Origin of the sequence: Paenibacillus sp. FSL P2-0322, from assembly GCF_037975315.1 — a bacterium.
In the GTDB taxonomy this organism is placed as follows: domain Bacteria; phylum Bacillota; class Bacilli; order Paenibacillales; family Paenibacillaceae; genus Paenibacillus; species Paenibacillus polymyxa_B.
The window spans coordinates 331,376-345,248 of sequence record NZ_CP150243.1; the positions used below are offsets into that span (position 1 = coordinate 331,376).

The window sequence follows — 13,873 nt, forward strand, 5'->3', positions numbered from 1 at the left end:
CCTCCGGTAGAGTAACTGGAAGCAGCTTATCGCTAAGGACTCTTATTTTTTCATGATAAACTCAAGAAGTTCGGTTTTCATACTCTGGATGGCATCCTCTTTTGGCATAAGGATAAATTTACTTAATCGTTTAATATCTGGATCGAAATATTGGAAAATTGCATTCATAGCCTCTACATCGGATTTGGTTTGGGCAAGTTCTACTAATTTCATAAACTCATCATCTGACATAAATCGTGAAGCACCTTCTTTTTCCATTTGTTCACCGCCTGTTGTGTAATATGTAGTTCCTTGGCAACTTGGCCTTCCTTTTTATCGTTTATGTAAATTTCATAGATGACCTTTTTGCCTACCTCAGACCTTAGTCTATTAATGTATGATTTCATCATTATTTTGTTATCAGATTCTTCCGAAAACGAGGTTTGAAAGAGATTAGGCTTGGATTCTAAAGAAATTTCACGTTTCCGATTTCGTTTTGTACGATACTGCATTCTCCAAGCAATTCTATAAAGCTCGCGTCGGTAATCTTCGATAGCACCCATCGGAAATTTCCTCCCTTATGTTCATATACGTACATATAAGGTAGGAGTTCTCAAAATCAATATAACAACCAATTTATAGAATCAATTTTCTTTTTTTAGCGAATATAATAAAATTTTTAATTATTTTGGAATTATCTGAAATTGCCGTGCAGAAACCCCTAAAATTCCGTGAAGAACCCGGGCGATTATATCGGCTTGTGTTGGTTCTTTTTTTGTTGGAAAAGTGGGGTGTATCATCCATCTGGAAGTAAATACTCCAAATATCGGTGGGTATCGACGAAAAATTTGGTATTTAACAGTGAAGAGGCTACTCATGAAATGACTGTAGAACAGGCGTTTATAAATACGTGGAGGAATTTGAAGGGCGTCAACCAATGAAAGTGGATCAATTTGAATAGGTGATGAGTGTATGGACTTGAAAGATCATGTTTTAAAGCACATAAATCATATAAAGGTATCTGATGCATCTGGCTCAGAAAAACTGGTGGTTGCAGGGGGATATATCATGGGATGGTTAGCAGAGGGCGTAAAAACGAAAAATTGACTTGACCATTCAGGAAGTTACTATAGTTGATGTTGATTATAGTGGGTCAACCATGCGGATCAACAGTAGGTATCAATCTCACGTTTAGTTGTGAAGAGTGAAAGAAAAGATTCTTCATTGAATCCAGCAGTGCTGGTTATGTAGGTATATTTATGTATAAAATGATATATATTTTTTCTTTTCTAGGCTTAATTCAAAAGGTTCATTAAAAAAAAGCGAGCATCTTGCAGCTGTTGGTATATAACTTGTGCCGTGTCGTTTAGGTAATCAGACAGAAGAAGTATTTCGTCCCATACATGCTGTGTAAATTTGAGATGTAGCAGCTCCACATTTTTGTCCATTGTATGATGATCGGACAACAGGTAGGTGAGATCTTTAACTGATATGATTTCATCCATTATAAATACCGTCTTTCATTGGTTATTATTTAGAATTAGATATTTTTACGCCAATCGGCATAAAAATTTTGTGAAGAGTCAGGATACTTTTAAAGGATTACGATACGACCCAAACTATCCAAGGGTCTAATGATTCCCGTGGTTTTCACCCTGTCCACCTCCGTTATTTGATCCAATAATACCAATATATCTTTAATTTTGCCTTTGCTAATAGGCTAAATTTACACAATTTGATTTGCTGAGATCAAAAAGAGAGGCAGGGGCTGTCTCTCTGAATGGTATGATATTAAAGTAGCATCTAATTGTACATTCCAGTAAGATATATTTAAAATTTATGTTAGAAAGAGGTAATTATGTTAAAACATCATTTTTCAAAAAAATTGAGACAATCCATTGGAAAGGGAGAGTGTTTTTCTTTAATTCGATGGATGGTTATCTTGTTACTAGCTTTAAGTGTTTCTTTAGCTATGGCTGTTTACGGGATCTTATCAATAGATCTACCGAATTGGATAAAGCCACTGCCACCAAGCAACTGGATTGGATTTTATGGAAGTATGTTCGGGGCATTCCTCAGCGGATCGGTGACCATATTTATTTTTAACGAAACACTTAGAGAAAATCGGAAGACGAATAGTGAAAATAAGCGAGTCCAAAGTTTACCGCTGCTGAAGCTATGAAGGTGTTATTGATATTGCCGGTTCGAAACATAGTGTATAAAAACTTCAATCTAGTCGTTTCGTTTAGAGATATTTTAGGGAATCACTACCATCAAACTTATAAACTAGGTTTCTCCAGCAACGATGGTCTTCCTATATTAACCTTAAAATGTACCACATCACCCATGTGGAAGACTGATAAAAAAGATTCCTATTTCGTACATACGGAGTGACTTAAAAAAAGAATAGTACAAAGGTCTGTACTGCATAAAACAAGGGAGTAACGCCGAATATATAAAAGCGACCATAGAAGGTCGCTTTTTACATTTAGACAAATTGAGTAGCTCTGTAGAAGGGCTAAGCGAATTGTATATTCTTGCTGATAAATCCCTGTTGAATTAATCCTTTTCTTCATCTTTCTTTCAATCCCCCATATGTCTTTCACCAGCGGCGGCCACAGCAGGTGGGGAATATCCTGGTACGTGCATTCTGCGATCCCTGTTTTCTTGGAGTAATTGTCCAACTCCAATTTTGCAAGGAGCTTGTTCGGACCGATTCCAGCTGCGGACGGTAATCTAAGCTGCATAAGAATATCTTTCTGGATACGTTGAACTGCTTCGAGTGTTGTCCCGTGTAGGTGTGCTGTGGCATCTAAGGTAATCCAACTCTCATCAACGGAATATGTAGAAATAGCTTCAGTCGGTACGTACTGGTTTAGTAATTTAGTAATAGTCATAGATGTGTCCAGGTACAGTCCCATCTGAGCATTTACCATCTGGATACGCGGATCGGGAGGGATTTCATATAGTCGGTTTCCTGTCCGGATACCGAATTGTTTTTTAAAGCTGGAGAAGCCACAAGAATTACGGAGCCGGGGCGATTATTATCGCCTACAACTGCTAAGAGGGTAGTAAGTGGGCCGAGCCCTCTGTCTACAGCTTCAATGGAAGCATAAAAGACTGGCAATAAATACAGGCGACCTCGTGATGGGGAAGTTTTGAGTAGTCAATCATGCTGTACCCCCTCTCAATATAGAACATTTGTTCTTGTGAATATATCACGAAAGTCCTTAGTATATTCATTATAATTTTTTCCTTTTTGGCGATAGAGTAAGTGTCATACAAGGTAAGGGAAATATTTAAAATCTTTATGCCGCAAACCAATGCCGATATTAACAAGTAAAACAAGCCCCAAAAAACCTAGACAATCTAAATACCAGAGTATGGAATATGTATGTAGTTATTGTATAATAATTGTAAATACAGTGAGAGGAGAGAACATGCTAAAGAATCCAAATTTCCTTATTTTAATAATTTTCTTGGCTACATTAACAGTGCGAATTGTATATAATAATCCACCCATTATATTTATGACTGGTTGATGGGTATATACGCTATCCGTTTGATTGGCCGGACGTTGTACGAAAAATACCAGAATAATCATAGGACCAGTAATGTAACCGATACGATTGTAGAAGTGATTATGGTTATGATTTCAGTCAAAATTGTTCTGTTTTTATTTATGTCACAAGAAACATGGATGCATAAGTTGCTTTTTTTAATCGAAGAATCCTATTTTCTCATTTTATACTTTTAAAAGAAATCATACTAAAAAATAAGGAAGTGAATTGATGAAGAATCGAACTATTAAGATTGCAGTTGTTATTGTTTTAGTACTAGCATGGGGCATTTATGGCACTTATTATTTTTTGAATTTAAATACCTCTATTCAAAAAGCTGTGTTGGATCAGGTCGATATGGATAATGTCTATCTTCAGATTATAAGAACGCACACTAAAATTACTAATGAACCAGTCGATTATAACGTGCATGTGATGGAAAAGAGTGGAGTTAAAGCAATTTTGGATCAATTATCTGGCATTGAGCTTAAAAAAACAAGCGGAATGAATAACGGGGATAAAGTTCCTTTTTACTATACTATTATCATCCGCCCGAAAAGCAATCAGGATTCAACATTGAAGTATGAAATTACATTTAAGAATAATAAGTTAGTATCTATCTTTAATCAGGAAAAAAATTATAGGCAGGAATATATGATAACAAACGAATTCGACTACCACTCGTTCAAAAATTCAATCGATAAACTTTTCCAGAAGGAGTAGTTAGTTTGTATGAAAAAAGGTCGGTTGTCAAACTCAACCGACCTTTTTCTCAGTTATTTAGGAATCAGTCTTAGAAAACTTCCCATCCATTTCCGGAGTGTGCTTTTTGCACAACGCCATTACCCGAAATAAAACGGATAACGGTACCGTCTTGTAGAGTGTACTCAAGGAACGGGAATTTAATCTGATAAAGATCGTATCTTCCACCGTAAAGGGCAATTTGAGTGTTGATTTTATCAATGCCCGCAATACCGTCGCTAATGACATTTTCGACTGTCGAACCCGTGCCTGAGGCAAATAGCGTAGAGGCGAGGGAAGCAATTCCCATTGCTACCCCTACTGGTGTACTTGCAACGAAGACCAGCCCCAGAACCGTAGCTGTTATTCCTGTCAGCCCTGCTACGATTGCAGCTGTGTTGGCAGAACCACCTCTGAAATTACCGCTCTCTAATGCGACACGTTGTGCTTCACTCATTTTTAGTAATTGATACGGACTTGCCGTTACTGTTGCTGCATACTCTCGTGATCTTGCCATAATATATCAACCTCCTGATTTTTTGTGAGGAATTGATGGAGTCGCTGACATCTAAATGGCTCCACATTTATTTGATATCAGTCTTCAATTCTCATTCACTTATGTAGGTGATTTAAGGCTGTGAATTACAACCAAATCGTGAAAATTACGAAGACATGAATCTTCTCTTATTCATGTGCTTTGCTCCGATTATCCCCTACACATATGTAGGAGTTGGGGGCTGTAACTACACAACCTGAACATGCATTTTTTTCTGGATAAAGAAATTCCCCTTCTGAGCCCCTTAGAATATATATTGGAATACCCCGCTGGTTTATCCAATATAATATCCGAAATATGGGTAAGGAAAAATAAGAGTTGAGGAGTGTGTTGGATTTATTTTACAACAGACCTCAACCACAGCAAAAGCTAAATAAGCTGCCTCCAGTAGAGTAACCGGAAGCAGCTTATCGCCAAGGACTCTTATTTTTTCATGATAAACTCAAGAAGTTCGGTTTTCATACTCTGGATGGCATCTTCTTTTGGCATACGGATAAATTTACTTAATCGTTTAATATCTGGATCGAAATATTGAAAAATTGCATTCATAGCCTCTACATCGGATTTGGTTTGGGCAAGTTCTACTAATTTCATAAACTCATCATCTGACATAAATCGTGAAGTGCCTTCTTTTTCCATTTGTTCACCGCCTGTTGTGTAATATGTAGTTCCTTGGCAACTTGGCCTTCCGTTTTATCGTTTATGTAAATTTCATAGATGACCTTTTTGCCTACCTCAGACCTTAGTCTATTAATATATGATTGCATCATTATTTTGTTATCAGACTCTTCCAAAAACGAGGTTTGAAAGAGATTAGGCTTGGATTCTAAAGAAATTTCACGTTTCCGATTGCGTTTTGTATGATACTGCATTCTCCAAGCAATTCTATAAAGCTCGCGTCGGTAATCTTCGATAGCACCCATCAAAATTTCCTCCCCTTGTTCAAATACGTACATATAAGGTAGGAGTTCTCAAAATCAATATAACAACCAATTTGTAGAATCAATTTTCTTTTTTTGGCGAATATAATAAAATTTTGAATTATTTTGGAACTATTTGAAATTTCCTTATAGAGAGCCTCTAAAATTCTGTGAAGGGTATGGGCGATATGGGAAGCTACTAGAAGACCAAGTGTATGCTGGTATGGATGACGAGCAGGAGCAAAAAGAATCATGTCTGGCAAGCGGAAGGAACCGCTGTTGCAAAAAAGAACAGGTGAAGTCAGACGCTCATTTTTTATGCTATATTTTATACATAAGGAAAATTTGAGAGTTGAGGTGCAGCATGACATCAATGACTATTGTCAAATCATCCGTCACACCAGAATTAATGGCTTTTCAGGCAAGCACTGAAGATCAGGCTGAGGTTCAGGAGTTAATTTTAAAGACGGCCAGATGGCTGCACAGCAAAGGCTCCACGCAATGGGGCAACTTACTTAAAGGAAAAGATGATCACAACTTGGGCGGCGCTATTGCACGCGGAGAAGTGGTTATTTTCCGAGCATCAGAGGATCATAGCCTGGCAGGCGCAGTGATCTTGCAGCAGCAGCCCAGTGCATGGGACCGTAAGTTGTGGGGACTAGACGAAACGGATTCTGAAGGAGGAACCTCAGTATATCTGCATCGTTTGGTTGTGGATCGCGATAGCACCGGGAAGGGGCTAGGCCGTGAGCTGATGCAATGGATTGGACAAGGCATCCACTTCACAGGCAAGGATCGAATCCGTTTAGACTGTATTGCGGGCAATGACAAGCTTAGCGAGTTTTACAGACAATGCGGTTATACGTATATAGGCGAAACGAACGGCTATAATATTTTTGAAAAGATGCTAACAGAGATGTAGAAAAATAAAATCTGAGCTGAGCAAAGGGACGTCTAAACAGATGTCCTTTTTGTTTTTTTAAGTCGTGTCATTCTATCCCGATATACGTCTAATTCCGAATTAAAGTGTTTTATAAATAAGTTTATTCATTAATTAAAACATCATAAATGAATGTTATAGGTATATATTACGTCATATATATTGAAATTTCCTCCTGATTTGTGTTACAACTTTAAATAGACATATAGATTAATTCAGGCATGTATCTCGATAAGTGGAGGGAATGAATTTAATGCTGAAAAGAGTGTGCTCATTTAACGAAGGTAAGTTGGGGATGAAAGCGCTACTAGGAGGAAAAGGCGCTAATCTCGCGGAAATGACGACACTGGGTCTCCCGATCCCTCCCGGCTTCACGGTGACCACCGAGGCGTGCCGAGCCTACTTTGCTTCAGGCGGCAAGCTTCCGGAGGGCTTATTGGGGGAGATCGTAATCGCCCTGCACGACATTGAGGAAGCGCAGTCGGCTATATTCGGAGATACGGAGCGGCCTTTGCTGGTATCTGTCCGTTCAGGCTCGGTAACCTCAATGCCCGGTATGATGGATACGATTCTGAATCTGGGTCTGAATGATGAAACCGTGCGTGGATTGGCAGAACAGTCGAGAAATGAAACCTTCGCCTATGACTGTTACCGCAGATTTATTCAAATGTTCGGCGAGGTCGTGCTAGGGATAGACTCCATCCATTTTAATCAGCTTCAGGAGCAGAGCAAGCAAACTAACGGGCGTGTCAGTGACCAAGAGGTTAGCGCAGGAGAATGGAAGGAACTGATCGCAAATTATAAAGATCTTGTCGCAGAGCGGAGTGGACAGCCGTTTCCACAGGATGTGTATCAGCAACTGCAACTGGCGGTGGAGGCTGTATTCCGCAGTTGGAACAATATGCGTGCCAAGGTTTACCGGAAGGCTTTCGGCATTCCAGATGAACAAGGAACAGCAGTGAGCATTCAGGCCATGGTGTTTGGCAATCTCGGCAACGATAGCGGAACCGGAGTGCTCTTCACTCGCAATCCCTCCACAGGTGTGAAGGAACTGTACGGTGAGTATATGGTAAATGCTCAGGGAGAGGACGTCGTGGCAGGAATAAGAACGCCTAACCCTATTCCACAACTTTTGGAAGAGCTGCCGCTAGTCTATGATCGTCTGGAAGAGCTGGCCTCATTGCTGGAGTGTCATTACCGGGATATGCAGGATATCGAATTTACGATTGAAAAAGGCAATTTGTATCTGCTACAGACGCGCAGCGGCAAAAGAACGGCGCAGGCGGCTGTAAAAATAGCTGTGGATCTGGTGGAGGAAGGGATTATCAGCAAAGAGGAGGCTATCCAGCGGATCGAACCGTCCCACATGGACCAGCTGCTGCATCGCTCCATTGATACTTCCACACCGCTGGAGGCAATTACCCAAGGTTTGCCAGCCTCGCCTGGCGCAGCGAGTGGGCGTATTGTATTCGACGCGGATACGGCAGTGAACTGGACTAAGGATGGGCAAAAAGTCATCCTGGTCAGTGTGGAGACCTCACCCGATGATGTTCACGGAATCATTGCCGCCGAAGGGGTGCTGACGAGTCGAGGTGGGATGACCAGCCATGCTGCTGTGGTTGCAAGGGGCATGGGTAAACCCTGCATTTGCGGCTGTGACGCGCTGAGCATTGATCTGAGCAGTCGGAGCGTCAGTATCGGTACCCTGACCTTTCAGGAAGGGGAGGATATTTCACTCGATTCGACCACCGGACAGGTGTACCAAGGCAGTCTGTCGCTCAATGAGCCGATTATTACACCGGAGTTACTGAAGCTGCTGGAGATTGCGGACGGCATTCGGACGTTGAAGGTCTACACTAATGCGGATACGCCACTCGACGCAGTCAAAGCCCGTGAATTTGGAGCCGAAGGCATCGGGCTATGTCGGACGGAGCATATGTTTTTCTCTGGCAATCGTCTACCTATCGTTCAGGCGATGATTTTGGCCGATGATCAGGAGGAGCGGATTCTTCATTTGAATCGTCTGCTCCAAATGCAACAATTTGACTTTGAGGCTATGTTCAGTGCGATGGACGGTTTACCGATGACGATTCGCCTGCTGGACCCGCCGTTACATGAGTTCCTGCCGAATCTGGAACAGCTTCAGGAGCGACATCGGGAGCTTGTGCTTTCCGGCGGCCATGCGGAGGAGCTCCAACGTCTTAAAAGCACTATCTCCAAGGTTCATGAACTACGGGAAATTAACCCTATGCTGGGTCTGCGCGGTGTTCGGCTGGGCATTCTGTTTCCAGAGATATACGACATGCAGATTGAAGCGATCTTTAAGGCCGCGGAAGCGGCACTACGCAGGGGCGTGGATGTGAGACCGGGGATTATGATTCCGCTGGTCGGTCACTCCAATGAACTCAAGCAAATGAGGGAACTGGTTGATAAGGTAGCCGTTCAGGTGCTTAGCGAGGAATTTAAGTGGTTCAAGTATCGGGTGGGCACCATGATTGAGGTTCCAAGAGCAGCCCTGCTGGCAGATAGCGTGGCCCAGTACGCGGACTTTTTCTCCTTTGGAACCAATGATCTGACGCAAATGACCTTTGGTTACAGTCGAGATGATGCTGAAGGTAAATTCCTCGGCTCCTATATGGAAAAAAACATACTGGAAACGAACCCTTTTCAGGTGTTGGATCAGGATGGCGTAGGCAAGCTGATCGAATGGGCTGTTGTCAAAGGCAGGGCAAAAAAGCCTTTTCTGGAGACAGGTATCTGCGGCGAGCATGGCGGGGATAGTGAGTCTATTCTCTTTTGTCACCGCAGCGGACTGGACTATGTCAGTTGCTCACCGTACCGGGTGCCATTTGCCCGCATTGCCGCTGCCCAAGCAGCTTTGCTTGTCAGAGCGGAGCAACCTGAGGGAACGTTGTCCGCTTTGTAGCTTATTAGCATATTCAAGGCAGCCTTGCTTCAAAGGCTGCCTTGTTCGTTTTACAGCAACATTGATATGCAGATCTCGTCGAGAACAATAAATTTTATATAGAAATGAAAATGGGGATATCGTGTCTCGCCCTCCTACATATGATGATAGGGAAAGTTTTGTAAGCGTTTCAAAAAAAGAAGACATACAACCAAGTGAAGCTACAGGAGGCGGTTAAGGTGGACAATTACATGAGCTGGATAAAGATTGGATTTTTCCTCAGCGTTCTGTTTTTGCTTGCAGCGGCATGCAGTACCTCTCCCAAAATAAAGAACACAGACGGGCAAAAAGTGCGGCTTACGATGCTGGCTTGGGGTAATCCTGCGGAGGTGAAGGTGTATCAGCGGGCGCTGGATGCATTTGAAAAGGAAAACCCATATATCGAGGTTAAGCTGGTGCCTGTGCCGGGAGACCAATATGAGCAAAAGCTGCTGACACAGCTTCAGGAAAGTCGCGGACCGGATGTGTTTTATGCGTATGAACCGACGATTGCGCGTTTGATCGGGGCGAAGCAGGTGCAGCCTTTGGGTGAGTTTTTAAATAGTGATGCGAGTGATGTGAAGGCTGAGGATTTTCCGGAAGGATTGTGGGGACCGGCAAAGCGTGACGGGGAAATCTATGGGGTCACTCCCGACTCCAACCCGATGGTCATGTATTACAACAAAAAGGTATTTAAGGAAGCAGGCGTGAAGACGCCGCAAGAATACTATGACGAAGGCAAGTGGAACTGGGATGCTTTTGAGGAGGTTACATCCAAGCTGAAGGCAGCTGGAAAGCAGGGTTATATTGCGGAAAACTGGTGGGCTCACTGGTATTCATGGGTGTGGTCGAATGGCGGTCAGATCTTTGATGAACAAGGCAAATATGTGCTGGACCACAATGAAAAGGGCAAGGAAGCCTTCAGTTTTATGTACGATATGGTGAAAAAGGGAAATGCGGTATATCTCGGCTCGCTTCCCAAAGGGCAAGGGACTGACGCGATGTTCATGTCCAATCAAGTCGGCATGCTGGCGGCGGGAAGATGGCTGGAGCCCTTGTTTAGTCAAAATAAAAGCCTCGACTTCGATTATATCTACTGGCCATCCAATACCGGTAAGAATGAGCCCGTCGCCATTCCGGTTGCCTATGTAGCTGTAAACAAAAATAGTCCGCATGTGCAAGAGGCCATGAAGCTGGCAGCATTCTACGTCTCTGTGAAGGGGCAGGAGGCGCGGCTAGTTGAAGGCGGGAATGCCATGGGTACACTTGCTGCGGCAGATGAGAGCATTAAGAAAAAGGCGACAATTGAGCATTCAAGCTATTTGACTGAGGGATGTAACATAGGGCATGCTCATGGATCTGCACTGGCCTATGATGCTCAGGTGCCGGGGTTGAACTCGGATATCACGGAAACCATCGACCTGATGTTCCTGGGCAAGCAGGATGCTGCGGCAACCATTGAAAAGTTGAATCAGATCATATCCAAGGCGGTCAAGTAGGCACGGGATGGGCCGTGACCGGGGAGGAAGGTGACAAGATGCAGAAAAAGCATCAAGCGCTGTGGGGCTGCCTTTTCATTGGCCCCCAGCTTCTGGGTCTGTTAAGCTTTTGTTAAAAATTGTTTTCCAGGTTCTGATTAGTTACCCCTTAAAAAGTCAGAGTTTCGCCTTAAAAACAAGCAAGGAATTCGAGTCGCCCATGTAGAAGTTGTTGTTGTCGAGGGAAAAAAGATTCCAAATAAGTCGTCTCGTGCTACGCCGTATTATGAAGGAAACCCGTCTGAAGATGAATTGCCCGTCCCCGTCATAGAATCACATATCAAGCAATTCGGTAAAGCGCCGCAGGCTGTAGCCACCGACCATAAATTTTCAACACTTGTATCTTAACTGTACAAATGAAGGAAGTGGTATGCCGTGAAGGTCGTAATTTGTGAAGACGAATGTTATTGGCGCGATGCGTTAAAAGCGTCTATATCTCGGTGGGCTTTAAATAAAAATATAGAGCTGCAATGTGCTGATTTTTATTCGTCCCAGAAATTAATTCAATATCTTAATGCTCACATAGATATAGACGTAGTTTTGCTCGATATTTCGCTAAGTAGTGAAGAAGATATTGATGGGATGACTACAGCAAAGCATATCCGAAAAATGGGCAATCGGGTACCTATCATTTTTGTTACCGTTGATTCTGCTCGTGCTATTGACGGATATTTAGTGGAAGCAATGGGCTTCTTGAAAAAACCTATTGACGAGAAGCGACTTTCGCTATTTTTGGATAGAGTAGTGAAGCAAAAAAAACCGGAGCGAGTGTTCACTATCATAGCAGAGTCCACCATAAATAGTGTTCGTCAAAGTGATATAGTTTTTGTGGAAGTGAATAATCATACGATAATCTATCATACAACAAAAGAGGAAATCTATCTTAGAGGAACCTTAAACAAAGTGATGCAGTTATTAGGCTGTGAAAATTTTATCCAGATACATAGGTCGTATGTAATTGCAAAATCTAAAATCTACAGAGTAAAAATAACTTATCCATATTCCGTCGATATTTTTAATGGTCATGAGATTACCAATCTCCCTGTGAGCAGGAATTATATTACTAACCTGCTTGAGGTATATTCAGATGATGTATTGCAGTGAATATTATAAATACAGTATGCTTTCTTGAAGTCTTTTGAACGAAATGTAGCGTCGTACTGATACCCTTGGCGTAATCAGTCCTATCATCAGAAAGGCATGCCCAAATTAATGAAGGGTGCCGCGAAACAGCTAATTTACAGCTGGTTTGCGACACCCTCTTTTAGTTGTCCGGACGGAAATTTACTCGTATTTCATGCTGTTTACGACATCAACATACTATCTACGCCAGTCCATTGAAATTTCTTCTGTACTATTTAATAATCTAGACACAACAGAAGAAACGATTGACTCATATTCAAAACTACGAAAGGAGAATGCGAGTGATATAGACTTTTACGTTATGCATCTTAGAGATGATCATGTACATGACTTCCTAGAACGAAGCTTACTAATTTTTTGAAAATAAGTATCTCAATCGTGAAAGGAGTACATTATGAAATTTGTCAGAAAAAGTGTTAGTTTTATTTTGGCAATACTGCTCATGTACAGTGTTTCAGTAGTTCCCTCTTTCGCGGCAAGTGAAACAACGTCGCAAGCGGCTAAGGAAGAGACGAAGAAGGCAGAAATTCAATCCATGTCCTCGATACCGTATTCTGCAATGGATACTCAAAAATTTGAAAATCTAGATGAAATATCTCCGGACGAAGCGAAAAAGATTTCCACAGATTCAACCCAGAGCAGAACCGTTAAACCGCAAAGCGCATGGGGTATCTCTGAACCTGTATTTGTAGGAGATGGCACTCTCAGTGATTCATTTGATAGCTACGCGGTTTCTCTCACTGCAAAGCAGCTATCATTCCTAAAGCTGGATTCCAGCAATCCAAATCTGTTGGCTATTCTGTACAATGTCAATGCCAACGGCTCGTTAGGCAGTTCTACTGGATGGGGTGTTAAAGCAAACGGAGGTCAAGCATACATTAATATCCCGGCAGGTAAATATGCGATTGTAATTGGTTCTGCGACAGGTGAAGAAAAAGGCAGCTATAAATTGATGTGGAATGCTTCCAATCCATCGGGTGCCTCTGCCATTATCAATTGTACAGCTGACCTTTCCAGAGTCGTATTGTATTATGATCTTTCAACGATCCGCAGCAACGGAGATAATATCTTAACGGGACTCAATTGGGAAAACCACGAAACTTGGTATACCCCAAATGGGTATTCCGCTAGAGATATGAGCATTTCAGTAGCTGAAGTAAAGGGCGTATATTTGGGGTCGTTCTCCAGTAGTGCACCCTATTCTGCTCCAAATGCATTACTGATTGAAATCAATAAGGGGTCATGGCTGTATAGTAACAGCTATTATCGTAATGTAAAAGGAGATGTAACCCATATTATGGATTACACCGATCCTTCGGGTCTTCAAACTCCGAGAACCTTTGGAACAGGGGAAGCCGATTTTTCGTATGGTCCTAATTACATCGTTATTAATTTGGATACATTCCAGGTTTGCGAGTTCTTAAGTCCATTCAATTATTTTTATACTTCAGATGGTGGCCGCACCTATTCGCTTACCAAGCTACAAAAAATATCTTAAATCGAAATCTTCATCATTGTCTAAAAGCAAATTATTGAAGGCATCACCTTGATG

Annotated in this window: 14 protein-coding genes; 8 read left to right on the forward strand and 6 right to left on the reverse strand. The window is 42.0% G+C overall.

Features of this window, described 5'->3' with window-relative positions; all coding sequences use genetic code 11:
* Positions 1–42: 42 nt before the first annotated feature.
* Together MKY24_RS01445 and MKY24_RS01450 are read right to left on the reverse strand one after the other, a co-directional pair.
* Positions 43–213 carry a helix-turn-helix domain-containing protein gene (locus MKY24_RS01445; RefSeq protein WP_339201277.1) on the reverse strand — a complete coding sequence of 57 codons (171 nt, stop codon included), beginning with the start codon at positions 211–213 and terminating at the stop codon, positions 43–45.
* Positions 210–542 carry a sigma-70 family RNA polymerase sigma factor gene (locus MKY24_RS01450; protein ID WP_279835015.1) on the reverse strand — a complete coding sequence of 111 codons (333 nt, stop codon included), beginning with the start codon at positions 540–542 and terminating at the stop codon, positions 210–212. The genes MKY24_RS01445 and MKY24_RS01450 overlap by 4 nt, the downstream gene beginning before the upstream one ends.
* Positions 543–951: 409 nt before the next feature.
* On the opposite strand from MKY24_RS01450, the gene MKY24_RS01455 reads away from it, so the two are divergent.
* Both MKY24_RS01455 and MKY24_RS01460 read left to right on the forward strand, forming a co-directional pair.
* A complete protein-coding gene (locus MKY24_RS01455; RefSeq protein ID WP_339201278.1) occupies positions 952–1,086 on the forward strand; it encodes a hypothetical protein in 135 nt (44 codons plus the stop codon).
* Between the two features lie 751 nt (positions 1,087–1,837).
* A complete protein-coding gene (locus tag MKY24_RS01460; protein ID WP_023986575.1) occupies positions 1,838–2,161 on the forward strand; it encodes a hypothetical protein in 324 nt (107 codons plus the stop codon).
* A 190-nt stretch (positions 2,162–2,351) separates the two neighbouring features.
* On the opposite strand, the gene MKY24_RS01465 is transcribed toward MKY24_RS01460, so the two are convergent.
* The gene (locus MKY24_RS01465; protein ID WP_339202246.1) at positions 2,352–2,966 is read right to left on the reverse strand and encodes a hypothetical protein; all 615 of its coding nucleotides are present in this window, start codon (positions 2,964–2,966) and stop codon (positions 2,352–2,354) included.
* Positions 2,967–3,770: 804 nt separating this feature from the next.
* Between MKY24_RS01465 and MKY24_RS01470 the strand changes: the two genes are divergently transcribed.
* Complete coding sequence (locus tag MKY24_RS01470) at positions 3,771–4,262, forward strand: hypothetical protein (protein WP_023986577.1); 492 nt, start codon at positions 3,771–3,773, stop codon at positions 4,260–4,262.
* Between the two features lie 70 nt (positions 4,263–4,332).
* Here MKY24_RS01470 and MKY24_RS01475 read toward each other — a convergent pair whose 3' ends face one another.
* The 3 genes from MKY24_RS01475 to MKY24_RS01485 form a co-directional block, all read right to left on the reverse strand.
* Positions 4,333–4,797: a hypothetical protein gene (locus MKY24_RS01475; protein WP_023986578.1), complete on the reverse strand. Its 465-nt coding sequence runs from the start codon at positions 4,795–4,797 to the stop codon at positions 4,333–4,335.
* 462 nt (positions 4,798–5,259) lie between these two features.
* Positions 5,260–5,430, reverse strand: coding sequence for a helix-turn-helix domain-containing protein (locus MKY24_RS01480; RefSeq protein ID WP_324279560.1), 171 nt, complete (start codon positions 5,428–5,430; stop codon positions 5,260–5,262).
* Positions 5,427–5,759: a sigma-70 family RNA polymerase sigma factor gene (locus MKY24_RS01485; RefSeq protein ID WP_339201279.1), complete on the reverse strand. Its 333-nt coding sequence runs from the start codon at positions 5,757–5,759 to the stop codon at positions 5,427–5,429. The genes MKY24_RS01480 and MKY24_RS01485 overlap by 4 nt, the downstream gene beginning before the upstream one ends.
* A 361-nt stretch (positions 5,760–6,120) precedes the next feature.
* Between MKY24_RS01485 and MKY24_RS01490 the strand changes: the two genes are divergently transcribed.
* From MKY24_RS01490 to MKY24_RS01510, 5 genes are all read left to right on the forward strand, one after another.
* Positions 6,121–6,678, forward strand: coding sequence for a GNAT family N-acetyltransferase (locus MKY24_RS01490; RefSeq protein WP_339201280.1), 558 nt, complete (start codon positions 6,121–6,123; stop codon positions 6,676–6,678).
* A gap of 271 nt (positions 6,679–6,949) precedes the next feature.
* The gene (gene ppdK, locus MKY24_RS01495; RefSeq protein ID WP_339201281.1) at positions 6,950–9,622 is read left to right on the forward strand and encodes a pyruvate, phosphate dikinase; all 2,673 of its coding nucleotides are present in this window, start codon (positions 6,950–6,952) and stop codon (positions 9,620–9,622) included.
* Positions 9,623–9,840: 218 nt separating this feature from the next.
* On the forward strand, positions 9,841–11,139 hold the full coding sequence (locus tag MKY24_RS01500) for a sugar ABC transporter substrate-binding protein (protein ID WP_023986583.1): 1,299 nt from the start codon (positions 9,841–9,843) through the stop codon (positions 11,137–11,139).
* Positions 11,140–11,553: 414 nt separating this feature from the next.
* Entirely contained in the window at positions 11,554–12,282 is a 729-nt protein-coding gene (locus tag MKY24_RS01505) for a LytTR family DNA-binding domain-containing protein (protein ID WP_023986584.1), read from the forward strand.
* Positions 12,283–12,715: 433 nt separating this feature from the next.
* The gene (locus MKY24_RS01510) at positions 12,716–13,819 is read left to right on the forward strand and encodes a hypothetical protein (protein WP_023986585.1); all 1,104 of its coding nucleotides are present in this window, start codon (positions 12,716–12,718) and stop codon (positions 13,817–13,819) included.
* Positions 13,820–13,873 lie beyond the last annotated feature (54 nt).

Excerpts from the sequence above, each read along its gene's own strand:
- MKY24_RS01510 (WP_023986585.1), top strand. The coding sequence starts at position 12,716 with ATGAAATTTGTCAGAAAAAGTGTTAGTTTTATTTTGGCAATACTGCTC.
- MKY24_RS01460 (WP_023986575.1), top strand. The coding sequence starts at position 1,838 with ATGTTAAAACATCATTTTTCAAAAAAATTGAGACAATCCATTGGAAAG.
- MKY24_RS01445 (WP_339201277.1), bottom strand. The coding sequence starts at position 213 with ATGAAATTAGTAGAACTTGCCCAAACCAAATCCGATGTAGAGGCTATG.
- MKY24_RS01455 (WP_339201278.1), top strand. The coding sequence starts at position 952 with ATGGACTTGAAAGATCATGTTTTAAAGCACATAAATCATATAAAGGTA.
- MKY24_RS01475 (WP_023986578.1), bottom strand. The coding sequence starts at position 4,797 with ATGGCAAGATCACGAGAGTATGCAGCAACAGTAACGGCAAGTCCGTAT.
- ppdK (WP_339201281.1), top strand. The coding sequence starts at position 6,950 with ATGCTGAAAAGAGTGTGCTCATTTAACGAAGGTAAGTTGGGGATGAAA.
- MKY24_RS01480 (WP_324279560.1), bottom strand. The coding sequence starts at position 5,430 with ATGAAATTAGTAGAACTTGCCCAAACCAAATCCGATGTAGAGGCTATG.
- MKY24_RS01485 (WP_339201279.1), bottom strand. The coding sequence starts at position 5,759 with ATGGGTGCTATCGAAGATTACCGACGCGAGCTTTATAGAATTGCTTGG.
- MKY24_RS01490 (WP_339201280.1), top strand. The coding sequence starts at position 6,121 with ATGACATCAATGACTATTGTCAAATCATCCGTCACACCAGAATTAATG.
- MKY24_RS01450 (WP_279835015.1), bottom strand. The coding sequence starts at position 542 with ATGGGTGCTATCGAAGATTACCGACGCGAGCTTTATAGAATTGCTTGG.
- MKY24_RS01470 (WP_023986577.1), top strand. The coding sequence starts at position 3,771 with ATGAAGAATCGAACTATTAAGATTGCAGTTGTTATTGTTTTAGTACTA.